The organism is Lentilactobacillus kefiri (assembly GCF_009739535.1).
Classification (GTDB): Bacteria; Bacillota; Bacilli; order Lactobacillales; family Lactobacillaceae; genus Lentilactobacillus; species Lentilactobacillus kefiri.
In genome coordinates, this window is sequence record NZ_CP029971.1 from 2,282,030 (window position 1) to 2,308,330 (window position 26,301).

The window sequence follows — 26,301 nt, forward strand, 5'->3', positions numbered from 1 at the left end:
GATAAATCCTCCAATTCTACAAAATCATCCTAAGATGTTTGCGATACCTTTTCTGGTAACTGCCAATTAATCGGTTCTTCACCCATTGCTGCCAACGCTTCGTTAGTCTTGGAAAATGGCTTTGAGCCAAAGAATCCACGATGCGCAGACAATGGGCTTGGATGTGCGGACTGAATCACCACATTGGTTTTGGTATCGATTAATGAAATCTTATTTCTGGCAGCTCTTCCCCACAGAATAAAGACGACCGGTTTTTCACGAGCAGAAAGTTTTTGAATTGCGGCATCCGTTAACTGTTCCCAGCCTTTTCCCTTGTGGGAGAAAGCCTGACCATTTCTAACGGTCAGCACTGAATTCAAAAGCAGGACGCCCTGCTTTGCCCAGCTTTCCAAGTCACCGTGAGCAACCGGCTTAATACCGAGGTCAGACTGAAGCTCCTTATAAATGTTCTGTAGTGACGGTGGAATCTGAACGCCCGGCATCACTGAAAAGCTTAACCCCTGAGCTTGGTGAGGTTCGTGATATGGATCCTGACCCAAAATCACAACTTTCACCTTGCTGAAAGGCGTCAGCTGAAACGCTTCAAAAATATGATTCATATCAGGATGAATGTATTGAGTTTTATATTCTGATATTAAAAATTGACGCAGCTGCTGATAGTAAGTTTTTTCAAATTCGGGTTTTAAAACATCCCACCAGTCATTTTTTATAAACGGTTTCATTCCTAACACCTCACGTTTTATTCTACCATATCATTTTTAAAATAACACCAGAGTAAATAATTTGGGAACGTGTTAAAATGTAATCAATACAAGTAAAGGAAATGCGTTTATGAGTCGAAAATTACAGTTGAACTTATCCGAATTGGATCATACCCGTTCGAGTAAAGTAACCGATCAATATCGAGACACAAAGTATTTAATTGTTGGGAAATGGGGCCTAATTTCCGACACTTTTTCAATTTACGCCATTTCCGGGGAAGTCGTGGCCACTGTTCGGCAACAGTCGCTTGGAATGACCCCCAAATTTGACCTTTACTATTTGGATCAATTTGTGGGAAGTTCGGTTGTCCACTTCACGTTACATTACACCACCATCTTCATAAATGGCATTAATTGGCTGGTAACCGGAAATCAGGAAAAACAGACCTACCGGATTATGCACGGCCGAAACCGGATTGCAACGATCAAATCTTACAGCCAATCCGATCAGGTCATTCGGATCATGGATGTTGACAGTACCAACCACGAACCTTTGGTCTTGGCGATTGCCGCCATCTTGAACCACCCTTCATTAGCCCACGCATCCCGACTAAAACTCGGTGTTTTGGAAAAAGCGCCAGTTAAGGCCAAACTTGAAGGAGAAAATATTCAAACTGTCCACAATAAATGAAAATAAGCGATGAAACGAATTGGCATCATGCCAATCGCTTCATCGCTTTTAGTTTACTTGCTTTAATAATGTTTCATAACTCGTTCGATTTGACGCTTCTGGTCACGCCGCTTGATGGTTTCTCGCTTATCGTACTCATGTTTACCAGTTGCTACCCCAATCAAAACTTTGGCAAAGCCATTTTTGAGATAAACTTTCAAAGGAACAATTGTGACTCCTTTATCCTGAGTAATTTGAGCCAACTTACGAATCTGCTTTTTATGAAGCAGCAATTTCCGATTACGCAGCGGATCATGATTAAACTGATTTCCCTGCGCATATTCACTGATATGCACATTCATCATATAAGCTTCATCATTTCGTATCTGGACAAATCCATCTTTTAGGTTGATTCGACGGGCACGAATTGATTTAATCTCAGTTCCGGTCAAAACAATGCCGGCTTCGTAAGTATCAGAAATCGAATAATCATGACGGGCTTTTTTATTTTGCGCCATCAAATTATCATTATTATGCCGATTTTTCCTTTTGGCCATCAAATCACCTCACTTACATTTTAATGCTTATTATGGTTGCGATGTCCATTATTACCATTACCGTGGGAATTATTGTTCCGATTACGGTTATTGGAATGATTCGAGTGATTGGAATGAGAATTACCGTTGGAATTACCATGTCGATCATTATTGCCATGATAATTATTGTGGTAAGTCCGTTTTGGAAGCATGTTGCTGACAGGTGTCTTTTCAGGATCAACAATGTCAAAGTCAACAGCACTCTGCTTAACGTCAACGTTGACAACCTTAACTCTGATTGCCTGTCCCATTTTATACGTCCGTCGAGTGTTCCGCCCAACCAAGGCCATAAATTGTTCAACATACTGATAGTAGTCGTCGTTCATTCGACTAATGTGAACCAAGCCCTCAACCGTATTAGGTAATTCGATAAACAAGCCAAACTTCATAACAGAACTGACAACCCCATCGAATTCTTCACCCAAGTGGTCGTTCATGTATTCGGCTTTCTTCATTGAATCAGTATCCCGTTCAGCATCGACAGCCCGTCGTTCATATTGTGAAGTTGTGGTTGCAATTTCATCAAGGACATTTGCATAACGTTTCTTGGTTTCGTCATTGATGCCATTATCTTTATAGTAATGAATCAAACGGTGAACCATCGTATCCGGATAACGACGAATTGGTGATGTGAAGTGGGTGTAGTATGGTGCAGCCAAACCAAAGTGACCTAATTCCTGGTCAGCATAGCGGGCCTGCTTCAAACTACGCAGCAACATCACAGAAACCATCATTTCTTCTGGTTTACCAACAACCTTCTTTAAAACATTTTGTAAAGTCTTAGGCGTAATGTGCTCAGGATCACCTTTGACATTAATGCCAAATGCCGTCAACGTTTCGAAGAATGTTCGAATCCGGTCGGCATCAGGAGTTTCATGGACACGGTAAATAAATGGCACGTGTTTTTCATAATAATGCTTGGCAACCGTTTCATTGGCAGCCAACATGAATGATTCAATCATTCGTTCAGCAGTTCCACGGACACGAAGCTTAATGTCAATTGGGTGGCCCTTTTCATCAACGATAATTTCTGCTTCATTATCATCAAAGTCAATGGCACCACGTGCTTTACGATGTTTGTACAAAATTTTATGAAGTTCACCCATCGTTTCAAACATTGGAACGAGTTTTTTGTATCGTTCCATTGTCTTTTCATCATGGGACTCCAAAATATTATTAACAGCTGTATAAGTCATCCGAGCAGTTGATCTCATCAAACTTGGATGGATTCGATGCTTGATAATATTACCAGACTGGTCAATTTCCATTTCACAGCTCATGCAAAGACGGAGTTGGCCTTCGTTTAATGAACAGATTCCGTTGGAAAGTCTCCTTGGCAGCATTGGAATAACCCGGTCAGTCAAATAAACTGAAGTTCCACGGCGGAATGCTTCTTTATCAATGGCACTTCCCGGTTGAACGTAATGGCTGACATCGGCAATATGAACCCCTAAATGATAGTTGCCATTAGGCAGTTTCCATGCAGTAACAGCATCGTCCAAATCCTTTGATGATTCACCATCAATCGTAACCAAGTCTTGATCCGTGATATCTTCACGACCAACTTTTTCGGCTTCGGTTACATGGTCGGGAATGGCATCGGCAGCTTGAATAACATCCTCAGGAAATTCGGCTGGAATATCATGAGCATACACAATCTGCAAAATATCAATGCCGGGATCATCAACTGATCCAATGACCTCATCGGCAATTCCAACCATATAATCAGGATGCTTGGAATCTGGATACTCAGTAATTTGAGCAGTGATGACTTCTCCAGGAGTTGGTTTTAAACCAACATCATTAATATAAAACTTGTATTTGGCAATTTTTTTATCGTTTAAAGTCAATTGGCCAATGTAGCCCTTATCGTCATCGCTCTTTTCAAATGGGCCAACAACCCGAGTATACTTGTGCTCGGCAATGGCGGTTACTTTACCTTCTGGACCACGATCAGAACCTGGTTGAGCGGGTCGAACAATTTCCATTTCAACCGTATCACCGTTCAAGGCATTCATCGTATTGTCCGGAGCAATGTACGCATCAGGGGCAGTTTCATCGTATGCAACGAATCCAAAGCCCTTATCATTGGCGTGGAAAATGCCTGAGAGCTTTTGCTTGTCAGGATTCAACTGAAACTTACCATCCTGCGTAACAACAGCGACTTTATCGCGTTCCAAAGAAGCTAATTCTTGAACAATCAGCTTAAAAGCGGCAGAACCGTGTGAGCGTAAAACGTCAGCAATTTTTTCGACAGTAAATACGTTGTCCGGATATGTTCGGAGAACGTTTTCTATTTGATTTTTCAAATCATTATCTTGCAATCTATATTCCTCTTATTATTCATAAAGTTGTGTTAGAAATTGGTTTAAGTCAGCCTCTAATTGCTTATGAGCAGTGTTAACAGTAATCATATGACTGGCATTTGGGTATTCATGGTAACTGACTTGGCTGTTAACCAGGCCGTCACGTAATGACTTGGCACTTTCCGGATTAACAATTTCGTCATTTAATCCCTGGCCAATAAAATATGGCTGGTAAATCTTTGGCAGATCTTGCGCAACTCCAACAGTGAAGTCGGCAATTTTGCCCAGAAGCGTATCAATGTTTTCATCAAGCCATTTGAGTTTTGAATTCATAATGGCTTCATTTGTTTGATACTGGACGAAATTGGCTTTGGCCATCTGCATGAAGGTGTTGTGAACACTAAATTGCCTTTTTCGGACAATTGGTGATCCGAATGATCCGCCACCAACCAGCGAAGGATCATTCTCCAACGTTTTGGCAGCGAAAATTCCACCAAGTGAAATCCCAAAGATACTTGTTTGAGTATAGCCCTTGTCCTTCAGAAATTGAACCGCCCTTTGAGCATCATTCCACCAACGTTCGGGTGTCCCCTGGATTAAAATGTCGCTGAAATCCGAAGTTCCATGCCCCATAAACATCGGTGCATAAACTGTGTAGTTCTGACGTTCCAAATATCTTGCCAACATTCGGACGTCAACGGGACCACTGGCAAAAGCGTGCAATAATATGACTGCCTTTGGCCCGTGTTCGAAATAAAAAGATTTGACTGGTGTTTGCATAGCACCCATCCTTTCGCATCCACATGTTCAATTATAATAAAAATCCTCCTGCATTTAAACAGGAGGATTGAATACTAATGAGATGATATCCAAACTAATGCAAGTGCTAAGAGAAAGAAAATAATCCCTAAAACAAGTGTAGTTTTTTGCATGAATGCTTCAAAGCCACGTGGCTTCTGCTTTGCAAACAAGTCATCGGCCCCACCAGTTAAGGCAGACATGGCGTCATTAGTCTTTGATGGTTGCATTAATACTGCAATTGTGATTAATACACAGTCGATCAGTAATAATGTTAACAAAAAGTTGTACACGTTGATAGCCTCCTACCGTTGAATCGGCTTAATACTACTCTTACTAAACTAACACATTATACCAAAATACGCTACCTTTTGGAATTAAGTTTCTGTTGTTAAGGAAATAATTTGTTGGGTAATTTGACGCTGGTTTTTAGTTGAGACGTTAATAAAAAGCGTGTCTCCCCAGCGAATCAAAGTATTCCCGGCTGGAACAATTTCAACGCCGTTCCGCTGAATTTTTGTCAGCAGCGCACGGTTTGGCCAATGAATTTGGCTAACTTTTTTGCCGTCCATATCGGATCCGGCATAAACCGTCTCCATAATTTCGGCGGTTCGACCCATATTCATCTTGGTTTGGACCTTTAACAACTGCTGAAGCATGGAGTAGTACACCGGCTTGCCGTTTAACATGTCTAAGACGCCGTATGCGATTAATGAGACAACTGCCAGACCAAGGAGATGCGAGAGTGTTCCAACCATCTCTGTGATAAGCAGAATCGCCGTAAAGGGTGCCTTACTAATTGCGGCAAAATAACCGGCCATCCCCATAATGATAAAGCTTGAGAAATAAAATGGACTCATCAAGCCGAGATTAACGGCAATGCTACCGACAATTGCGCCAATCAGACCGCCTAAACAAAGAATTGGCAGGAAAATCCCACCGGGCAACCCGCTACCGTATGAAATCATTGAAAAAACAAATCGAATAATAAAGTACAAACAGAGAATCAGGGTTGGATAATTTGCGGAACTCAACTGAAGAATGATTTTACTGCCCCCACCCAACAGCTGTGGGAAAAATGCCCCAAGAGGAATCACAAGCAGTAATGGAATAATCCCGTTAAAGTACCATGGAATCTTGGTGTGGGAATACCATTTACCCATGCGCAGGATGACCATTTGATAAAGTCGACCCAAGACACCCAAGGCAATTCCAAGTACAATTACCCAAATGAAATACTTAAGTGGTAACGGCTCGCTTCTCATATAGAGAACCGGCTTTAAACCAAATACATATGCTGCAACCATATCCGAAGTGACGGCTGAAGTTAATGAAACGATCCAGATGTTTGTTGAAAAATTGTGATAAATTTCTTCAAGTACAAACAGTGTACTGGCGATTGGCGCGTTAAATGCAGCGCTCAAGCCGGCAGCCGCACCACTGGAAATCAATACCTGACGGTCAAATCCAACCTGCTTGGTAAAATGGGCAACTCCCTGACCCAAGGTAGATCCCAATTGAATAGAGGGCCCTTCCCGGCCAAGATAAAGGCCACTACCGATTGCCAGAATGCCACCGATAAACTTTCGCCAAAGAACCGGCCACCAGCCATAGTTCACCTCATCCAACAGTTGACCTTCAACTTGTGGAATACCGGATCCTTTAATATCCGGCTGCTGTTTTAAAAACCAGCCGACGATCAAGCCAATAATAACGTTGATCACAATTGCCATAAATAAAAAATGTAAATGGTGAATAGAATTAACGTAAAGATACTGCATAATATTCGTCATGTGGCCAATTGACCAACGAAACATTGATACCGCAGAACCTGCAAGAACACCAATGATAATACCATTTACAATTGTTTTAATTTGAGACAGCCTGTAACTTCCTCGTACCTGCAATTCGATCATCCTCTAATTATTTCTGATATCCATCATATCATAATCAAATGTCTCGTTTAAAAAGTTTTTTACCGATTAGACCAAATAGAAGAGCCAAACCGCTTAAGGAACCAAGAAATGAATGAGATTCGCCGGTTTGGGGTAGCTTTTCATTCGACTCGTCAGAATCACTGGAATGCTCATCAGAGACATCCCCTTTCTCGGCCAGCGTATGTTGATGATCATCTTCAGACGCTTTGCTACGAGCTTTATCACGAGTCTTGGCATGCGTTTCATTTGTTTGCCGCTTATCTGATAATTTGGAATATATGAAGGTAACGTCATCCGGTAACAGATTGTCAGCTTTCAAGACTTTTGAGGAATCGTTTACCTGGTAACCTGAAATAATTTTCGGTGTGTAGGATTTCTGATCGCCAAATTCCATCTGGAGAGTTTCTTTAGACAATGTTTTCCCCTCTTCGTCAGTATTGATAATATGGAACGTCACTTTTTTAGCTTGATAATGCAATATGAACGTTTTGGCTTCTTTATTATATTCAGAATCGACTAAATCATAGCCATAGAATTCCACGTTCTTAGCTGGAAAATCGGCTGCATCTTCCTTAGTCAAATCCACCGTTTTGTTAAAAAGTTCCTTGCTATGTGCATCAATGCCACGAAGACGGTATTGTTCAGTTGAAGAAATCTCTTTTCGAATTGATCGTTTCTTGGATTTATCAACGGCCACCTTTTCCTCGCTGACTGACCCTTTATCTGAAATTGATTTAAGAAATGGATCCTCATCAACAGCCTTTTTGTCCACTTGAGGAATTTTCACAAGGCCCGCTTTAGTCGGCTGTTTGGCTTCATTCGTTGTCATTTGTGCATCGTCTTGAGCAGCTGCAGGTAAATCTTTCTCAGCTGGAGCGACACCTTCATTGTTTGGGACCTCTTTTGGGGTCTCAGTTTTCTCTGCAGGCGCTGTCTGATCAGTGTCTTCTTTAGTTGTGGTTGGCTTGTCTCCGCCATCTTTGGTTTCACTTGAAAGACCTTTGGGATCTGCTTTTGCTTCGACACTGGATTCTTTTGCAGCTTCAGTGTGCTTGGCTTCATTTGCAGTCGTCTTTGATTCGGTCTTTCCGTCTGTCTTTGGAGAAACGGCTGGAACTGATTTAGGAGCCTGTTTTGCCTGTTCAGTGGACGATTTGCCGTCATCAACGGACTTAGTCGCTGAGCTGGATGCGTTTTGCATGTTTTGGGTGTCTTGCGTCCTTTGTTTCTTTGAAACATCCTGATTCTGATTTTCAGTCTTCACTGGTTTAACCGACTGGGGTTGATCCTTCTTTTCAGTCTCAACAGCTTCCACAGGTGGTACTGGTAACAGCTTCACATCATTGTGCGGTTCTAACGTCGAGTTGTTCTTCAGTGGACTGGCTTTTGGCAACTCAACTTGAGTTTGACTTTCAGGAGTTGACACTGCCTGCGTTGCAGGAGATTCTTCGGTGTGTTCAACCTTTTTCTCTGGTGCTGGATTATTTGTAACCGCCGATTCAACGGTAACGATGTTTTTTAGTTCGTGGGATTCTTGAGGTGTATCACTCCTTGTGTAAACTAGCTTAATCGTCTGCTCCGTGGAAGATATTTTCCCTTCTGTGGTGTGAGGATTTAAAAGCTTGTAACCATCAATATTTGTAATTTCAGATTTTAAAATATACTACCCGTGCAAGGTACATTTGTCATAATTTTTTGGATCTCGAATTATTTTGCCAGTAACATCTACAAACTTTACTTGTACTTTTGCTGGCGTCGCGTAATAGTCAACAACTACTTCTCTTGTTGACATGGGGTCAACCTTAATAGATTTATGGGAAGGACTATAATCCGGTTCGTCGTCTAAGTATATTTCATTAGACTTTCTTGGATCGAGAGTGACGGACTGATCAAAACCTTGATTGTCTTGGTGTGTCCCAAAAATGCCCCTTGAATGATATACCTTATGGATTGTTACATTCACGGTTCCTGGGGCTTGGTTCACAGTGTCTGCATTTGCCCGCACATCCTGCTGAACCACCACCGGACTTGCAGCGCCCAATACACCCAACGAAACTGATAATAAAATTGCTTTTTTCAAAATAAAATCCTCCATTTTTTGCATGATATAAACTAGATACGCAAAATGGCGGATTTTTATGTATAAAAAAAGCCGCCTAAGCGACTTTTTTTAAAATTACTTGTTCAAAATGTCTTGACGTGCTTGTTCTGACAAGTTGTAGAATGAGTGAATTCCTTTGTAATCGGCAACGTCACCGAGTTGGTCTTCAATTCTCATCAATTGGTTGTACTTAGCGATACGTTCGCCACGGCTCATTGAACCAGTCTTAATTTGACCAGCGTTAAGAGCAACAACCAAGTCAGCAATAGTAGTATCTTCAGTTTCACCAGAACGGTGTGAAATGATAGCAGTGTAACCTGCTTCTTTGGCCATTTCAACGGCTTCAACAGTTTCAGTCAAAGTACCGATTTGGTTAAGCTTGATTAAGATAGCATTGGCAACGCCCATCTTGATACCTTTCTTAAGGTAATCAGTGTTAGTAACGAACAAGTCATCACCAACGATTTGAACTTTCTTGCCAAGGCGCTTAGTAGCCATTTGCCAATCAGCCCATTCGTTTTCATCAAGAGGATCCTCGATTGAAATAACTGGGTATTTGTCAACGATGCCTTCAAGCAAGCTAACAAATTCATCAGCAGTGTATGACTTTCCGTCACCCTTCAAGTCGTACTTCTTAGTTTCAGTATTGTAGAATTCTGATGCGGCACAGTCAAAGGCAATAGCAATGTCTTTACCTGGCTTGTAACCTGCACGTTGGATAGCTTCAACAAGGATTTCAAATGGTTCCTCGTTGTTCTTCAAATCAGGTGCAAATCCACCTTCATCACCAACAGCAGTTGAGTATCCGCGTTCGTTCAACAAGTTCTTCAAATTATGGAATGTTTCAGAACTCCAACGGATAGCTTCTTTAATTGATGGAGCACCAACAGGCATGATCATGAATTCCTGGAAATCAACCTTATTGTTGGCATGCTTACCACCATTAATAACGTTAAGCATTGGTGTTGGAAGTAAGTGAGCATTGAAACCACCAAGGTAGTTATACAATGGAACTTCCAATTCGTCAGCAGCAGCACGGGCAGCAGCTAATGAAACACCTAAAATAGTGTTAGCACCTAACTTACCCTTGTTTGGAGTACCATCCAATTCAATCATGGCCTTATCAATAGCCAATTGGTCGGTAACATCGTAGCCAACAATTTCTTTAGCGATGATGTTATTAACGTTGTCAACGGCTTTTGTAACGCCTTTGCCCATGTAACGATCCTTGTCACCATCACGGAGCTCAACGGCTTCGTGTTCACCAGTTGAAGCACCTGAAGGTACGATTCCACGGCCCATTGCACCTGCTTCAGTATATAATTCAACTTCAACAGTTGGGTTACCACGAGAGTCTAGAACCTCACGAGCATAAATATCAGAAATAATTGACATGTTTTTTTCTCTCCTTAGCGAAAGTTGTGACCTTTTGTACAAGGTTCAACTTTAATTCTATTAGTTTCCGGCCGAACTTTCAACACAAATCGGCGAATTTAACTATTTTTGCAAAAAGTTTGCAAGTTTCAAAAATGAATCCGGCTTCAAGCTGGCTCCACCTGCTAATACACCGTCGATATCTGTTTGGGCAAGGATATCATCGGCATTATCGTCGTTAACACTGCCGCCATACAAAACCCGGACCTGATCAGACACGTCATCCCCATACAAATCCGAGATGGTCTGACGAATCAAATAACAGCCCTCTTCAGCTTCATCACTGCTGGCAGTCTTACCGCTACCAATTGCCCAGCTTGGCTCATAAGCAACGATCACTTTCTCTGCTTGAGTTGGTGTCACTGACTTCAAGGCATTGGTCACTTGACTAACCACCCATGAAATCCGATCAGCAGATTCACGTCTGCTCATCGTTTCATCACAACAAATGATTGGCGTGAGATGATTACGAAATGCTGCGTGAACCTTTTTGTTGATAATGTCATCGGTTTCGTTGAAATATTTTCGCCGTTCCGAATGACCAATAATCACGTGGGTCACGCCCATTTCAGAAAGTGCCTTGGGGCTTGTCTCACCTGTATAGGCACCCTCATCTTCATAAAAGCAATTTTCTGCTGAAATAATGAGAGGTGAATCACCATTTTCCTTGATCATACTTTCCAGGAATAATGGCGAGGCTGCAATACAAGTCTCAGTAATTTTAGGGTCGGGAAGCTTGCCCTTAATATCTTGAAGAAATTTGACGGCTTCTGCAACTGATAAATTCATCTTCCAGTTACCCGCAACGAACGGAATTCTCATACGAATCATCCTTTACATTTTTTAACTTAATGCCATTGTAACTAAAACCGGTTTCAAAAGCCACATTTTTCTCCTATACCAATTCTTAATAATTTAAAAGGAGCCCGCTAAAAAGCGGACTCCTTCAATGTTACTTGTTATCAATGGCTGCAATACCAGGAAGTGTTTTACCTTCAAGATATTGAAGTGAAGCACCACCACCGGTAGAAATGTGGGTCAATTTGTCAGCAACGCCTAATTGTTTAACAGCGGCAGTTGAATCACCACCACCAACAATGGTTGTTGCATCGCTTAATGTACCAAGGAATTTACCAATTCGAAGGGTTCCTTGAGCGTAGTTAGGCATTTCAAAGACACCCATTGGGCCGTTCCAAACAACGGTCTTGGCATCTTTAAGGACGTTCTCAAACTCTTCAATTGACTTAGGACCAATATCCAAAGCCATCCAGCCGTCATCAATGTCTCCTTCAACAACTTTGTGTTCAGCATCGTTCTTAAATGCTTTGGCAACAACGTTATCAACAGGGAGAACGATCTTGTCGCCACCCTTTTCAAGGATTTGCTTGGCAACATCAATCTTATCTTTTTCAATAAGTGAGTCACCAATCTTGATGCCTTTAGCTGCGTAGAATGTGTAAGTCATTCCACCACCGATAATAATCTTATCGGCTTTGTCGATTAAGTTGTCGATAACACCAATCTTGTCAGAAACTTTGGCACCACCAAGGATGGCAACAAATGGACGCTTTGGATTATTAACAGCTTCACCCAAGAACTGGATTTCCTTTTCCATAAGGAAACCGGCAGCAACTGGCTTGCCAGCTTTGTGCATTGCTTCAGCAATTCCGGCGTTTGAAGCGTGGGAACGGTGAGCAGTACCAAATGCATCGTTGATGAATTCATCAGCAAGTGAAGCCCAGTATTCACCTAATTTAGGATCGTTACCTGATTCACGCTTGACGTATTCACCGTTAACAACATCTTCATAACGAGTGTTTTCAAATAAGAGAACACTGCCGTCATCCATCTTGTTAATGGCATCTTCAAGTTGTTTACCTTCAGTAACTGGAACAAAGATTACTGGCTTGTTAAGCAAGTTTGAAAGACGTTCTGCAACTGGGCGTAATGAAAGGCCCTTCTTGTCGTCTTCCTTCTTGATTCGGCCAAGATGTGAGCAAAGGATTGCTTTACCCTTGTGATCCAATACGTACTTAATAGTTGGTAAAGCGGCTTGGATACGGTTGTCGTCACCAATAACGCCATCCTTGATAGGAACGTTAAAGTCGACACGCATCAAAACTTTTTTACCTTCAAGATTTAAATCAGAGACTGTTAATTTTGCCAATTTTGAAACCTCCTAAAATCATTTGATTGTGATTTGTAGAACATACCGAGATAACAAAAGACGGAGAAGGCACCCTCCTCCGCCGATTGCATGAATTAATTATTAAAGTGAAGCGAACTTCAACAAGGTACGAACCATGTTGCAAGTGAAGCCCCATTCGTTATCGTACCAAGCAACAGTCTTAACTAATTGGTTGTCACCGGCAGTAGTAACTTCAGTTTGAGTTGGGTCAAATACTGAACCATGAGGATCATCAATGATATCTGATGAAACGATTTCGTCAGCATTGTAACCAAATGCTTCGTTGTTAAGTGTGTGCTTCTTCATAGCTTCGTTAACTTCGTCAGCTGTAACTTTCTTGTCAAGTACAGTAACTAATTCAGTTAATGAACCATCAACAACGGCAACACGTTGGGCATGACCCATAACTTTTCCGTCAAGATCAGGGATAACCAAGCCAATAGCTTTAGCAGCACCTGATGAATGAGGAATAGTGTTAGCACTAGCGGTACGGTTGTTACGACGCTTCTTGGTCTTAGGTCCATCAAGAATTTGTTGTGATGCAGTGAATGCATGAACAGTAGTCATAGTACCAACTTTAACACCGAAGTCTTTGTTCAAGAAGTAAAGCATTGGTGCCAAGCAATTAGTAGTACATGAACCGGCAGAAACAATGACATCGTTTGAATCAAGGATGTCCAAGTTAACACCAGGAACAACAGTCTTAACAGCACCAGCAGGAGCTGAAACTAAGACACGTTTTGCACCGGCCTTGATATGTGCTTGAGCCTTTTCTTCTGAAGTGTAAAAACCAGTACATTCAAGTACGTAGTCAACACCATCGTTCTTTACCCAAGGAAGGTTAGCAGCATCTTTTTCTGAGTATACAGGAATTTCTTTACCGTCAACGACGATACCCTTGTCAGTTGCTGAAACTTCACCAGGGAAACGTCCATGGGTTGAATCATACTTCAATAAATAAGCTAACATTGAAGGAGTAGTCAAATCGTTAATTGCAACAACTTCAATTTCGCTTGAATGCAATTCGTGAATCCGTTTGAAAGCCAAACGACCAATTCGGCCGAAACCATTAATACCAATTTTTACAGTCATACTAAGTTTTCCTCCTTTAGGAAATAAGAAAATATTAATACGTAGTACAGTGTTAATCGTACCACGAATTGAAAACAAAGTCAGCACCCTTGTGAACGATAGTTCAAAGTGCGCATCGAGTAACCATACAATATTACCCAAAATCGAGTATAGCAGACCACCGGAGAAATGCAATGCAATTGATTTTAGTAAACGTTTTCACGATGAAATTTTCTTTCTGCTTGAAAATGTTCTCACTTTCTAGTATATTGGTATAGGAAGTTGCGCCCGTAGTGTAATGGATCGCACGTAAGATTCCGGTTCTTGAAATGAGGGTTCGATTCCCCCCGGGCGCATTTTTGTATACCACTTTGGGAATTAATAAGCGTCATTTTACTGAAATTAGTAATGACTTTCCACAAATATTTTGTTGAAAATAATGGGCTGTCATTCTTCACAATCTTTCAATAAAAAAGACTCGAGAAATCAATTTTCTCGAGTCTTTTTATTGGTTTAATCCGGAACCGAAGTCGGTTCACGGACACCTTCTGTAAAATCAACGCCTTCTTTAGCGTAAAAATCCATAATCTCTTGTCGCTGGGATTCAAATTTTGGTGGCAGTGACAACCCCTGCCCCATTGTCAAAATGGGTTCTTCCAAACTGAAGCCTGGAGAAGTTGTCGCAATTTCAACTCGGTTATCACCGGGATCACGCACATACAAACTCTTGAACCAACCACGGTCGGCATATTCCTCAATGTTCAAATGCTGTTCTTTGGCAATATCCCAGAACTTGAACAAATCCGCCTTGGTTGGTGCCTGAAGAGCAAAATGATCAATGCTTCCCCTCCCAAACCGGGTCCGGACATCTTGCTGATCACTTTCAAACAGCTCAATCGATTGTTGGTCTTCCAATTGAACCACGTTATTTGTTACAGGAATCCCCAACCAATCATGGAAGAATGCGGCAGTGGCTTCCGGATCCGGAACGTGAAGTTCGGTTCCCATCAGATGAGTAATTTGCTTATCTGCCGGAATGCCGTTATCAGGCACTACCCGCATATCAGTCAAAATTTCGGAAGTCTGCAGGAATTTCACTTCGACACCATCAGGATCCGCAAACTTAATGCCATTTTGAATATCTTCGGTATCAACAGAATGCTCACTCAGCCGTTCTTTCCAAAAATCAATACTGCCATTTGGAACCGAAAGCTTAATGTTATTAAAGAAATGTTTTCCATCCGTTCGATGACCAAGTAACGGCACCACGAAAAAGGTGACGACTGATCCGGGCGTTCCCAGATAATCTCCATAAAATAAGTGGCGGATACGAATGTTTTCTTGATTAACGGTATTTTTGACCAATCGCATGCCCAAAACCCGAGTATAAAAGTCAATATTCTGCTGAGCATCTTTAGTCAATAGTGAAATGTGATGAGTCCTCATAGCTATCCTCCTGGTTCATCCTTTGCTTGTTACCGCTATTGTATCACGAATGAATCCGCTTTCTTATAATAAGCACTTATGACTATCACCCTAAAAATGGCACATGAATAGTTAACTGAGCAAAATATTTGACCTTTTTTGACCAATACACTATTATATTTACATGAACTTGGTTCATACCATCTTTCATAAAACCTATTAAGGAGGCATCTTGAATGAATTTAGTGCCAACCGTCATTGAACAATCCGCAGGCGGTGAACGTGCGTATGATATTTATTCACGTTTGCTAAAAGACCGAATTATCATGTTATCAGGCCCTATCGAAGACGACATGGCTAATGCGATCATTGCCCAATTACTTTTCTTGGATGCTCAAGACTCAGAAAAAGATATTTACCTTTACATTAACTCACCTGGTGGTGTTATCACCTCAGGCATGGCCATTTACGATACAATGAACTTTGTTAAAGCAGATGTTCAGACAATCGTTATGGGAATGGCTGCATCAATGGCTTCCGTTCTTGCTTCTTCTGGAGCAAAGGGTAAGCGATTTGCATTGCCACATGCCCAAGTCTTGATTCACCAACCATCTGGTGGTGCTCAAGGTCAACAAACCGAAATTGAAATTGCTGCCGAAGAAATTTTAAAAGCTCGTAAGATGATCAATAATCTCTTAGCCGAGAATTCCGGCCAACCAATTGAAAAGATCAACAAGGATACTGAGCGTGATAATTACCTCACTGCTCAAGAAGCCGTTGATTATGGACTTTTGGATGGTATCATGACAAGCAGCGCAGAGAAACAGTAATTTGGCTTTTTAACTAAATAACGTTTCTAATTTAAATGACCCAAACCTCATGATGAGATTTGGGTCATTTTTTTGTCTCAAAATGTACCTAATTGATAAAAGCAAAATGACCGACTAGAATAAAGATGTAGTTAGTTAATTAGGGTCTGTCTGGAAACAAAATAATCGTGTATAATCTTGATAAAAAACAAATTGAGGTTTTCGCCGATGACAATTCCGAAACGTTATGAAATTACTGATGAGCAATGGGCCCGGATTGAGGACCGTTTTCCGCCCTATAAAACCGGACGCCCACCTAAAATACCTAATCGCCAAGTTTTTAATGCGGTTCTCTGGTTGCTAAAAAGTGGCGCCACCTGGCGTGATATTCCTGAACGATACGGTTCATGGAAAACCAGCTATAGTCGTTATCGTAGTTGGGTTGATGCCGGCTTGTTTGAACGGATCTTTAAGGATTTGATCGATGAACCGGATATGGAAAATATCAGCCTCGATTCAACTAGCATTCGAGCTCATCAAAAGGCCACGGGCGCTAAAAAAACGCCCGCTGTGACGTTGAGAATCAAGCCATCGGTCTAAGCCGTGGTGGTCGAACCACTAAAATTCATGCGGTGGTGGATGGCCTTGGAAATCCATTATGTTTTATCCTTACCGGCGGCCAAGTTCATGATAGTCGGGCAGCTGAACCATTACTGCGACAATTAGCTTTAGCCGGCGTTAATCTGATTGCCGATAAAGCTTATGGGACTAAGGAACTGCGCCAGTATATTGAAGCTGAAGGCGGTCAATATACGATTCCACCTAAAAGTAATGCCCAAGACAAGTGGGATTGTGATTATTACGTCTATTGTGAACGCCATTTGATCGAGAATTACTTTAATCAATTGAAGAATTACCGGCGGATTGCGACGCGATATGATAAACTAGTGCATGTTTTTCTACAAACCATTTACATTGCTTCAATTTTGATTTGGCTTAAATAGTTTCCAGACAGACCCTAGTTAACATGAAAGTTTTTGACGAATCGAGGTCATTAATATTGAATACTAAAACAAATGAAAATCCGACTAGCGAAACATCAATTCCAACCGAAATGAAGGCTTGGGAAATTGTTAAACCAGGCCCAATCGATGGCGATGTGTCACCGCTGCGTTATACAACCAAACCCGTGCCAGAACCAAAGCGCGGCGAAGTATTGGTAAAAGTCATTGCCTGCGGTGTCTGTCACACTGATTTGCACGTCACCGAAGGCGATCTTCCCGTTCACAAAAAGAACCTGACACCCGGACATGAAATTGTTGGTCGAGTCGTTAAAATGGGCGACGAAACCCGCCGCTTCAAATTAGGTGATCGAATTGGCATTCCATGGTTGCGTTGGACCTGCGGCGTATGTGAGTATTGCCGTTCCGGTCGTGAAAATCTCTGCCCTAATTCCTTATATACCGGCTGGGATCATGACGGCGGTTATGCAGAATACGTCACCGTTCCAGAAGGCTTTGCATACCGAATTCCAGCTCGTTTTGATTCATTAACAGCTGCCCCACTGCTCTGCGCAGGCATTATTGGTTACCGGGCATATGAACGGGCCAACGTCCCTGCAGGTGGTACCTTGGGTCTATATGGATTTGGCGGCTCTGCTCACTTAACTGCTCAAATTGCGATGAAACAAGGCATTCAGGTTCATGTATTGACTCGTGGTGAAGACGCAAAGAAGTTTGCCCTTCAGTTAGGAGTTGCATCCGCTCGTGGAACCTATGATATGCCACCCGTTAAATTGGATTCGGCAATTAACTACACCCCTGTTGGCGACGTTGTTCCAAAGGCCATGGAAGCTCTCAAGCCAGGTGGCACTTTGGCAATGGCCGGCATTCATTCAACAAATATCCCACAAATGAGTTATCCATCCCACATTTTCCACGAAAAGAACTTAACCAGTGTTGAAAGTAATACCCGTCGTGATGGCGAGGAATTTCTGACCTTGGCTGACAGATTGAACATTCATCCTGAAGTCACTGAATACCCATTGGCCAAAGCCGACGAAGCACTTAAGTATATTTCCAAGGGCGATATCCGTGGTGCTTGTGTATTGCGAGTAAGCAAAGGATAAACGATTTTCAACAATAATTTAATAAGGCATTAAAAATGAGGAAGACGACAAAACTTGATGTTTTGTTATCTTCCTCATTTAAGTACATATAGAATTTTTTAAACGCTTATAATTCTGGTTCCAGTCCCTGAGCAAGCTTACCGGCATATTCATTAATCTTTCGCAATCGATGATTAACACCGGACTTGGAAATAGGTCCCCCTTCGACGAGATCACCCAATTCTTTCAAGCTGACTTCAGGATGCTTGAGCCGGGCTCTGGCTACTTGTGCCAATTTTGGATTTAACTTATTGAGCCCAATCATGTCATCAATCATTTTAATGTTTTCGATTTGCTTACTGGCGGCATTGGCAACCTTGTTCAAATTGGCATTTTCACAGTTCACCAATCGGTTAACTGAATTACGCATATCCCGGACAATACGGATGTCCTCAAACTTCAGCATCGAACTGGTGGCACCAATCAATTGTAGAAAATCAGCAATTTTTTCAGCTTCTTTAAGGTAAGTAATATACCCGCTGCGGCGCTGAGTTGTTCGTGCTTTAAGATGATACTTGTTCATCATTTCAGCGATCATCTCGTTATGATTTTCATACAGGGAATAAATCTCCAAATGATATCGGGATGTTTCGGGGTTATTGACGGATCCACTGGCTAAAAATGCGCCCCGCAAATACGAGCGGATTTGTGAATCTTCCGTGAGCATGTGACTTGGTACCCGTTCAACAATCGAAGCCCCGTCAAATATACCCAAATCATCCAGTAACGAAGTCGCCTTGTTTTCAACTCGTAAAATATACAGATTGTTTTTCTTTAATTTCATTTTCCGACGAACACTCAGCTCACCGGTAATTCCGTAAAATTTGGAAAGCAACTTATACATTCTTCGGGCAATCGCCGGATTCTCAGATGAAACATTCAACACAAAATGATGATTTGAAATTGAAAGGGAACCATTAATCCTAATCAGGGCCATCAACTCAGCCTTGGCGTTATCCCGGTGAACAGTCAAAGAAGTTAATTCTTTTTTGACTTCACTTGCGTATGACATTTGATCCCCTCCTCTTCTAAATTGTGCAGACTATTTATCATCATCCAGTGAGCGACCGATCAGGTTCATCAATTCATCGGCAACTTCTTGACCATTATGAAAGGCACCACGATCTTTCAGCTCTAAGAAATCCGCTGAAATAACCCGGCAGCCCATGGTACGCAATCCCGCAAAGTCGTGTTTAACCGGCTGCGAAACTTCATTCCACTTCTTGTGATCAATATATTCGGATGGAACTTCTTTAATGTTAACCAAAACGGTGTTAATAAAGTTCATCCCCAAGTGTTGGTTCAATACCCGGACATGATCCGCTTCGGTAAAGTTTTCAGTTTCACCCTTTTGAGTCATGATGTTACAAATATAAACAATATCTGCGTGAGTCTGACGTAAAGCCTCACCCACATTTTCAATCATTAAATTAGGTAAAATACTGGTGAACAGGCTTCCGGGTCCCAAGACGATTTGATCGGCATTCATAATTGCGTCGATCACTTGAGAAACAGCTTCCGGTTTATGGGAATCATCATTGGTTTCCACCCAGACCCGCTTGATCAGCTTGCCCGCAGCAGTAATTTCTGATTCACCGCTGAGAGTCGTGCCATCACTGAATTCGGCATTCAGCTCCAACGGTTCGTTGGCAGCCGGATAAATGTGGCCGTCAACATGCAGCATTTTGCTGAGAATTTGAACCGAATCAAAAATTCCACCTTTCATTTCTGAAAGAGCAGCAATAATCAAGTTTCCTAAAGCATGGCCGGCAAAAAATTGGTCAGAACTCTTGAACCGGTATTGGAACAAATCCAAATACAGTTCAGGCATGTCTGAAAGAGCCACCATCACGTTTCGGATATCTCCAGGCGGCACAACGTTAATATAATTTCGAAGAATTCCTGAGGAACCTCCATCATCAGCGACAGTGACAACTGCCGTGATATCAACATTCCGGTTCCGCAAATTCTTGAGGATAACCGGCAGTCCAGTTCCCCCACCAATCACAACGATCCGCGGCCGGTGAGTATGCAGTGCATCAAGCATCAATTACCCTCCTTGGTCTTATGCCGATCAATATCTCTATGAGTAATATTGACCGGATACTTATCTTTCAAATCATTTGCAAGGCGTTGGGCAATTGCAACTGAACGGTGTTGACCACCGGTACAGCCAATTGCAATTGTCAAACTCGCCTTGCCTTCATTTTTATAACCGGGCAAAGTAAATTCCATCATGTCTAAAAGCTTGTTATAAAACTCTTTGGCACCTTCAGAATGCATGACGTAATCTCTTACCGGTTTATCAAGTCCAGTTTTATACCGCATTTTGGCATCGTAATACGGGTTGGGCAGAAACCGAACATCCATCACGATGTCGGCGTCCAGCGGCAAACCATACTTGAAACCAAATGACATCACTTCGACATGGAAGGTATGGGTCTCGTCTGTGGATTCAAAGTTGTGAAAAACCTCTTCTCTTAGTCGACGAGGCGACATATTGGTTGTATCCACCACCATGTCAGCGGCTTTTTTAACGTTATCGAGCAATTCCCGCTCTTTTTTAATGCCATCAATCACACGGCCATTTCTGGCAAGTGGATGAGCACGACGGGTTTCTTTATAACGGGAAACCAGCTTTTGGTCAGATGAATCAAGGAAAATGATGTCAACATTATTGGCGTCACTCTTTCTCAAATCATTGAACATATCAATAACTTCATCATAAAAAACCTGCGAACGCAAATCCATTACCAACGCAATTTTATTAATATCACGTTCCATATGGATTAATTCTTTAAACTTCGGTAAAAGTGTCGGTGGCATGTTATCAACACAGAAGTAGCCCAAATCTTCAAAGCTCTGCATTGCAACAGTTTTACCGGCACCACTCATTCCAGTAATAATAACGAATTGGTTATTTACGGCCATAATGATTTCCTTTCGTATAACGAACTTCAAACAGTATAACATACCGGGCGTGTCATGTGAAACCAAGTGAGTCATTAAACCGGCTTTTATGGGCCATTTACGCTATCACACCATACAAAAAGACCATTTCCAAAAATTAAACGGAAATGGTCAACAAATTTTTATAGTTTTATTTAGTTGCTTTAACTGCACGTTTCTCAGCTTGCTTGGTTAACTTCTTATCTCGTTCAAGGACGGGCTTCAAATATTGACCGGTGTAACTTTCCTGAACTTTGCAAAGCTGTTCAGGGGTTCCGGTAGCGACGATGTTGCCACCACCGTCACCACCTTCAGGCCCCAAATCAATCAGGTAATCAGCGCTTTTAACAACGTCCAAATTGTGTTCAATGATCAAAACGGTGTTCCCTTGATCAACCAGCTTTTGAAGAACGCCCAATAAACGACGAATATCTTCACTATGGAGTCCAGTGGTTGGCTCATCCAAAATGTAGAAGTTCTGACCATTTGCTTTCTTATGAAGCTCTGAAGCTAACTTCATACGTTGCGCTTCCCCACCGGAGAGAGTTGTTGCGGGCTGGCCCAAATGGACGTAACCTAAACCAACATCTTTGATGGTTTGCAGCTTGCGGGCAATCTTTGGGATGGCACTGAAGAAGTCAACAGCCTCATCAACCGTCATATCCAGCACATCAGCAATATTTTTACCTTTATACTCAACTTCCAAAGTTTCAGCATTGTATCGCTTGCCATGGCAAACTTCACATGGGACATAAACGTCAGGAAGAAAGTTCATTTCAATCTTCAAGATCCCGTCTCCATGACAGGTTTCGCAACGGCCACCCTTGACGTTGAAGCTGAAACGGCCCTTTTTAAAGCCCCGAAGCTTGGCGTCGTTGGTATTGGCAAATAAACCCCGAATGTCATCAAAAACACCGGTGTAAGTCGCCGGGTTGGAACGTGGTGTTCTGCCAATTGGGGTTTGGTCAATATCAACAATCTTTTCGATATTTTTATAACCGGAAATTGATTTATACTTACCGGGCTTTTCAGAATTATGATTCAGCTTTTGAGCCAATGCTTTTTTCAAAATATCATTGACCAAAGTTGACTTACCTGATCCGGAAACCCCGGTTACAACGACCATCTTTCCGAGTGGAAAATCAACGGTCAGATTCTTTAAATTGTTTTCCGAAGCACCAGTCAGGCGAATCTTTTTGCCATTGCCTTTTCGGCGCTTATCCGGAACTGGAATGAAACGTTTGCCAGATAAATACTGGCCGGTAATCGACTCTGGCACCTTTTCAATGTCTTCAGGTGTTCCAACAGCCATTACCCGGCCACCCTTTTGACCGGCGCCAGGACCAATATCAACAATATAATCAGCGGCTCGCATGGTATCTTCGTCATGTTCAACAACGATCAGGGTATTCCCCAAGTCACGCATCTTTTTGAGTGACGCAATCAATCGATCGTTATCACGTTGATGAAGGCCAATTGAAGGTTCATCAAGAATATAGAGAACCCCAGTCAAATTAGAACCAATTTGAGTTGCCAATCGAATTCGTTGGGCTTCACCACCGGATAATGTCCGAGCTGAACGCGACAATGTCAGATAATCAAGACCCACGTTTCTTAAGAAGGTTAAACGATCGGTAATTTCTTTAATGATCGGCTTGGCAATCATTGTATCCTGGTCGCCAAAAGTCAAAGACTTGAAGAAGTTTAATTCAGCAGTCACGTCCAAGGCAGAAATCTGAGCGATGTCTTCTTTGCCGACTTTAACAGCCAAAGCTTTGCGATTAAGCCTGTAACCATGACAAGTTTGACAAGTAAGCTCAGTCATATATTGGCTGAGATTGTCGCGGGTAAAGTCACTGCTGGTGTTGTGGTATCGGCGATCAACGTTGTTGATGACCCCTTCAAATGGGCCGTCAACATCCCTGATTCCACCAAAGTCGCTTTGAAGGACAAAGTGAAATGACTTGGTCTTTGAACCATACAAAACAAATTTTTGCTGTGATCGCGGTAATTTGTTGAAAGGAACGTCCATATCAATTCCTTCAGCGTCGCAGACCTGCTTGAGCATATTCGGATACCATTTGGAGCTAGCGGAGTTCCAAGGAGCTAATGCGCCCGCTGCCAATGTCTTGGTCCGATCAGGGACCACTAAATCCTCATCAACTTCCAGCTTCATCCCCAAGCCATCACAGTCCGGGCAGGCACCAAGCGGTGAATTAAATGAAAAGAGTCGTGGCTCCAATTCACCAACGGTAAACCCACAAATTGGACAGGCATAGTGCTCTGAAAAGATCATTGGATCCCGTTTACCCAAGAAGTCGGCAACGGCGTATCCACCACTTAACCTCAGGGCTGCCTCAAGCGAATCCGATAGCCGGTTATTAATGCCGTCTTTAACGATAATCCGGTCAATAATAATGTTAATATCGTGGCTCTTATTTTTATCCAGTTCAGGAACTTCGTCAATGTCATAGGTTTCATCATCGACTTGTACTCGGACGAAACCTTCACGCTTGATCTTTTCAAAAATCTTCTTGTGCTGACCTTTTTTACCACGAATAATTGGAGATAAAATTTGCATTTTGGTTCTTTCGGGCAATTTCATCACCTGATCAATCATCTGGTCAACAGACTGACTGGAAATAACCGATCCATCGTTTGGACAGATTGGAACCCCGACTCTCGCCCAAAGCAAACGGAAATAATCATTAATTTCGGTCACCGTTCCAACTGTTGATCGGGGGTTCTTGGAAGTTGTCTTCTGATCAATTGAAATGGCTGGACTTAAGCCGTCAATTGAATCAACGTCCGGCTTATCCATTTGTCCCAAAAATTGACGGGCATACGAAGACAGACTTTCAACGTATCTTCTCTGGCCTTCAGCGTATAGCGTATCAAATGCCAATGAACTTTTTCCAGATCCTGACAGGCCGGTCATGACAACCAGCTTATTTTTTGGGATAGTCACATTAATATTTTTTAAATTGTGGGCACGCGCCCCACGGATGACGATCTTATTCATTGCCAATATGCATAATCTCCTTTAGATCACTTAGTCATTTGTCCCTTTAATTCGATAATTGTATCACGCAAAGTTGCGGCCTGCTCGAAATCAAGCTTCTTGGCAGCATCCCGCATTTCTTCTGTCAAACGAGCCAGCATATCCTTTTGATCCTTCTTACTCATCTGTTCAAAATCACTTTCGACAAAGTCATCCTTTTCGCCGGTATCATCTGAACCTTTGGTGACAGAAATCAATGAACGAATTGGCTTAACAATTGTTTTAGGTGTAATCCCATGCTTTTTATTATAAGCAATTTGAATCGCTCGACGATGTGCGGTTTCATCAATCGCCGCCTTCATGGAATCGGTAACCGTATCGGCGTACATAATAACCGCTCCATGCTCATTCCGTGAAGCACGGCCGATTGTTTGAATCAACGACCGTTCGTTACGAAGGAATCCTTCCTTATCGGCATCAAGGATTGCGACCAAAGAGACTTCGGGGACATCAATTCCTTCACGCAAAAGGTTGATTCCAACTAAGACATCAAATTTACCCAGACGTAAATCCCGGATAATTTGGGTTCTCTCAAGGGTCTTAATATCAGAATGCAGATATTTAACTTTGATTCCCAAATCCTTTAGATAATCAGTCAAATCTTCAGCCATTTTCTTGGTCAAAGTGGTCACAAAGACACGTTCGTGCTTGTCGACCCGTTTATTAATTTCACCAACCAAATCATCCATTTGGCCCATGATTGGTCGAACATCGATCGTTGGATCAAGCAATCCGGTCGGCCGAATAACCTGGTGAACGACGTCCTTTGTCTGATCCATTTCGTATGGACCCGGAGTTGCTGACATATAAACAACCTGGTGAACGTGCTGTTCAAACTCACTCAGCGTTAAAGGACGGTTGTCCAGGGCACTGGGAAGTCTGAAACCGTAGTTAACCAGTTGCTGTTTTCGAGCCTGGTCACCATTGTACATCCCACGGATTTGCGGCATGGTTTGATGAGATTCATCCACAACCAATAAGAAATCATCGGGGAAGAAGTCTAAAAGCGTAAATGGTGGCTGTCCCGGCTTTCGACGATCCATAAATCTTGAATAATTTTCAATTCCGCTGGTGTAACCCATTTCACGCATCATTTCGATATCGTAAGTTGTTCGCTGCTTCAATCGTTGGGCTTCCAGCAACTTGCCTTCTTTTTCAAACTTGGCAACTTGTTTTTCCATTTCGTCTTTGATTTCCGGCAGTGCGACGTTCATGACATCATCACTGGTCAAAAAGTGGGTGGCCGGAAAGATCGCAATATGATCCCGATCACCGATTACTTCACCGGTCAAGGTATCAATCTCACGGATCCGATCAATTTCATCACCAAAGAACTCAATTCTAAATGCATGTTCATCCCAAGATGCTGGAAATACTTCGACAACATCTCCATGGACCCTAAAACGACCACGTTGAAAATCAATATCATTTCGATCATATTGGATATCAACCAACTGGCGCAAGAAGTGATCCCGTTCAATTGTCTGACCAACCCGCAATGAAACCACGTGATTTCGATATTCGGTTGGATCACCTAATCCAAAGATTGATGATACAGATGCAACAACGATCACATCGTTTCTTTCAAGCAATGAGCTGGTTGCGGAATGTCGCAATTGATCAATTTCATCATTGATTGATGAATCCTTTTCAATGTATGTGTCACTGGAAGGAACATAAGCTTCTGGTTGATAATAATCATAATAACTGACGAAGTACTCAACGGCATTGTGGGGGAAAAATTCTTTAAACTCACCATAAAGTTGACCAGCCAAGGTTTTATTGTGCGACAAAACAAGGGTTGGCTTGTTGACCTGGGCAATGACGTTGGAAATTGTAAATGTTTTCCCAGTCCCAGTAGCACCCTTTAAAATCTGAGCCTTTTTGCCTTCATTGATGCCAGCCACCAATTTCTTAATGGCGTCCGGTTGGTCACCAGTTGGCTTATATTTTGATACCAAATCAAATTTTCGATCTTCTTCACGTTCAATCAAAATGAAACTCCCCCTGACCTAAAACAGTACAGTGCAATCCAACATAAAAAGGCTGCAAGCAAAATCATGTTTTGTTTCAGCCCACTATCAACGT

At 42.2% G+C, this 26,301-nt stretch carries 22 protein-coding genes and 1 tRNA gene; 5 read left to right on the top strand and 18 right to left on the bottom strand.

From position 1 onward, the window contains the following. Positions 1-29: 29 nt before the first annotated feature. Positions 30-722: a uracil-DNA glycosylase gene (locus DNL43_RS10920; RefSeq protein WP_056981736.1), complete on the bottom strand. Its 693-nt coding sequence runs from the start codon at positions 720-722 to the stop codon at positions 30-32. Between the two features lie 109 nt (positions 723-831). On the opposite strand from DNL43_RS10920, the gene DNL43_RS10925 reads away from it, so the two are divergent. After that, the gene (locus DNL43_RS10925; protein WP_054769527.1) at positions 832-1,392 is read left to right on the top strand and encodes an LURP-one-related/scramblase family protein; all 561 of its coding nucleotides are present in this window, start codon (positions 832-834) and stop codon (positions 1,390-1,392) included. A gap of 62 nt (positions 1,393-1,454) precedes the next feature. On the opposite strand, the gene smpB is transcribed toward DNL43_RS10925, so the two are convergent. From smpB to gap, 11 genes are all read right to left on the bottom strand, one after another. Next, positions 1,455-1,928, bottom strand: a complete 474-nt coding sequence (gene smpB / locus DNL43_RS10930) for an SsrA-binding protein SmpB (protein ID WP_054769528.1) — start codon at positions 1,926-1,928, stop codon at positions 1,455-1,457. A 20-nt stretch (positions 1,929-1,948) separates the two neighbouring features. Further along, entirely contained in the window at positions 1,949-4,291 is a 2,343-nt protein-coding gene (gene rnr / locus DNL43_RS10935; RefSeq protein ID WP_056981734.1) for a ribonuclease R, read from the bottom strand. A gap of 15 nt (positions 4,292-4,306) precedes the next feature. Then, a complete protein-coding gene (locus DNL43_RS10940; RefSeq protein ID WP_056981775.1) occupies positions 4,307-5,053 on the bottom strand; it encodes an alpha/beta hydrolase in 747 nt (248 codons plus the stop codon). 74 nt (positions 5,054-5,127) lie between these two features. Beyond that, on the bottom strand, positions 5,128-5,364 hold the full coding sequence (gene secG / locus DNL43_RS10945; protein WP_013728113.1) for a preprotein translocase subunit SecG: 237 nt from the start codon (positions 5,362-5,364) through the stop codon (positions 5,128-5,130). Between the two features lie 84 nt (positions 5,365-5,448). Beyond that, a complete protein-coding gene (locus DNL43_RS10950; RefSeq protein ID WP_056981732.1) occupies positions 5,449-6,987 on the bottom strand; it encodes a ClC family H(+)/Cl(-) exchange transporter in 1,539 nt (512 codons plus the stop codon). 34 nt (positions 6,988-7,021) lie between these two features. Beyond that, positions 7,022-8,401 carry an LPXTG cell wall anchor domain-containing protein gene (locus DNL43_RS10955; RefSeq protein WP_162551336.1) on the bottom strand — a complete coding sequence of 460 codons (1,380 nt, stop codon included), beginning with the start codon at positions 8,399-8,401 and terminating at the stop codon, positions 7,022-7,024. A gap of 270 nt (positions 8,402-8,671) precedes the next feature. After that, the gene (locus DNL43_RS10960; protein WP_054769530.1) at positions 8,672-9,088 is read right to left on the bottom strand and encodes a hypothetical protein; all 417 of its coding nucleotides are present in this window, start codon (positions 9,086-9,088) and stop codon (positions 8,672-8,674) included. 96 nt (positions 9,089-9,184) lie between these two features. Continuing rightward, entirely contained in the window at positions 9,185-10,504 is a 1,320-nt protein-coding gene (gene eno, locus DNL43_RS10965) for a phosphopyruvate hydratase (protein ID WP_056982882.1), read from the bottom strand. Positions 10,505-10,606: 102 nt separating this feature from the next. Then, positions 10,607-11,365, bottom strand: coding sequence for a triose-phosphate isomerase (gene tpiA / locus DNL43_RS10970; protein WP_054769851.1), 759 nt, complete (start codon positions 11,363-11,365; stop codon positions 10,607-10,609). Positions 11,366-11,495: 130 nt separating this feature from the next. Then, positions 11,496-12,710 (bottom strand): phosphoglycerate kinase, encoded by a 1,215-nt coding sequence (locus tag DNL43_RS10975; RefSeq protein ID WP_054769852.1) that lies wholly within the window; start codon positions 12,708-12,710, stop codon positions 11,496-11,498. 102 nt (positions 12,711-12,812) lie between these two features. Further along, positions 12,813-13,823: a type I glyceraldehyde-3-phosphate dehydrogenase gene (gene gap / locus DNL43_RS10980; protein ID WP_054769853.1), complete on the bottom strand. Its 1,011-nt coding sequence runs from the start codon at positions 13,821-13,823 to the stop codon at positions 12,813-12,815. Positions 13,824-14,086: 263 nt separating this feature from the next. On the opposite strand from gap, the gene DNL43_RS10985 reads away from it, so the two are divergent. Next, positions 14,087-14,158, top strand: a tRNA-Arg gene (locus tag DNL43_RS10985). A gap of 157 nt (positions 14,159-14,315) precedes the next feature. Here DNL43_RS10985 and DNL43_RS10990 read toward each other — a convergent pair. Beyond that, on the bottom strand, positions 14,316-15,248 hold the full coding sequence (locus DNL43_RS10990) for a VOC family protein (protein WP_054769854.1): 933 nt from the start codon (positions 15,246-15,248) through the stop codon (positions 14,316-14,318). Between the two features lie 215 nt (positions 15,249-15,463). Between DNL43_RS10990 and DNL43_RS10995 the strand changes: the two genes are divergently transcribed. The 3 genes from DNL43_RS10995 (at position 15,464) to DNL43_RS11005 (ending at position 18,164) form a co-directional block, all read left to right on the top strand. Continuing rightward, a complete protein-coding gene (locus DNL43_RS10995) occupies positions 15,464-16,057 on the top strand; it encodes an ATP-dependent Clp protease proteolytic subunit (RefSeq protein WP_054769855.1) in 594 nt (197 codons plus the stop codon). A gap of 207 nt (positions 16,058-16,264) precedes the next feature. After that, positions 16,265-17,040, top strand: a protein-coding gene (locus DNL43_RS11000; RefSeq protein ID WP_094753971.1) for an IS5 family transposase whose coding sequence is annotated in 2 segments (ribosomal slippage) — positions 16,265-16,592 and positions 16,592-17,040 — 777 coding nt in all. Because the reading frame shifts where the segments join, the coding sequence is not laid out codon by codon here. 110 nt (positions 17,041-17,150) lie between these two features. Continuing rightward, entirely contained in the window at positions 17,151-18,164 is a 1,014-nt protein-coding gene (locus DNL43_RS11005) for a zinc-dependent alcohol dehydrogenase family protein (RefSeq protein WP_179286812.1), read from the top strand. Between the two features lie 106 nt (positions 18,165-18,270). Here DNL43_RS11005 and whiA read toward each other — a convergent pair whose 3' ends face one another. The 5 genes from whiA to uvrB form a co-directional block, all read right to left on the bottom strand. Next, entirely contained in the window at positions 18,271-19,215 is a 945-nt protein-coding gene (gene whiA / locus DNL43_RS11010) for a DNA-binding protein WhiA (RefSeq protein ID WP_056981114.1), read from the bottom strand. Between the two features lie 30 nt (positions 19,216-19,245). Beyond that, entirely contained in the window at positions 19,246-20,250 is a 1,005-nt protein-coding gene (locus tag DNL43_RS11015) for a gluconeogenesis factor YvcK family protein (protein ID WP_056981112.1), read from the bottom strand. Continuing rightward, a complete protein-coding gene (gene rapZ / locus DNL43_RS11020; RefSeq protein WP_056981110.1) occupies positions 20,250-21,134 on the bottom strand; it encodes an RNase adapter RapZ in 885 nt (294 codons plus the stop codon). Before rapZ ends, DNL43_RS11015 begins: the two co-directional genes overlap by 1 nt. Before the next feature lie 169 nt (positions 21,135-21,303). Beyond that, positions 21,304-24,180 (bottom strand): excinuclease ABC subunit UvrA, encoded by a 2,877-nt coding sequence (uvrA, locus tag DNL43_RS11025; protein ID WP_179286809.1) that lies wholly within the window; start codon positions 24,178-24,180, stop codon positions 21,304-21,306. A 20-nt stretch (positions 24,181-24,200) separates the two neighbouring features. Next, positions 24,201-26,207, bottom strand: a complete 2,007-nt coding sequence (gene uvrB / locus DNL43_RS11030) for an excinuclease ABC subunit UvrB (protein WP_056981108.1) — start codon at positions 26,205-26,207, stop codon at positions 24,201-24,203. Positions 26,208-26,301: the final 94 nt, after the last annotated feature.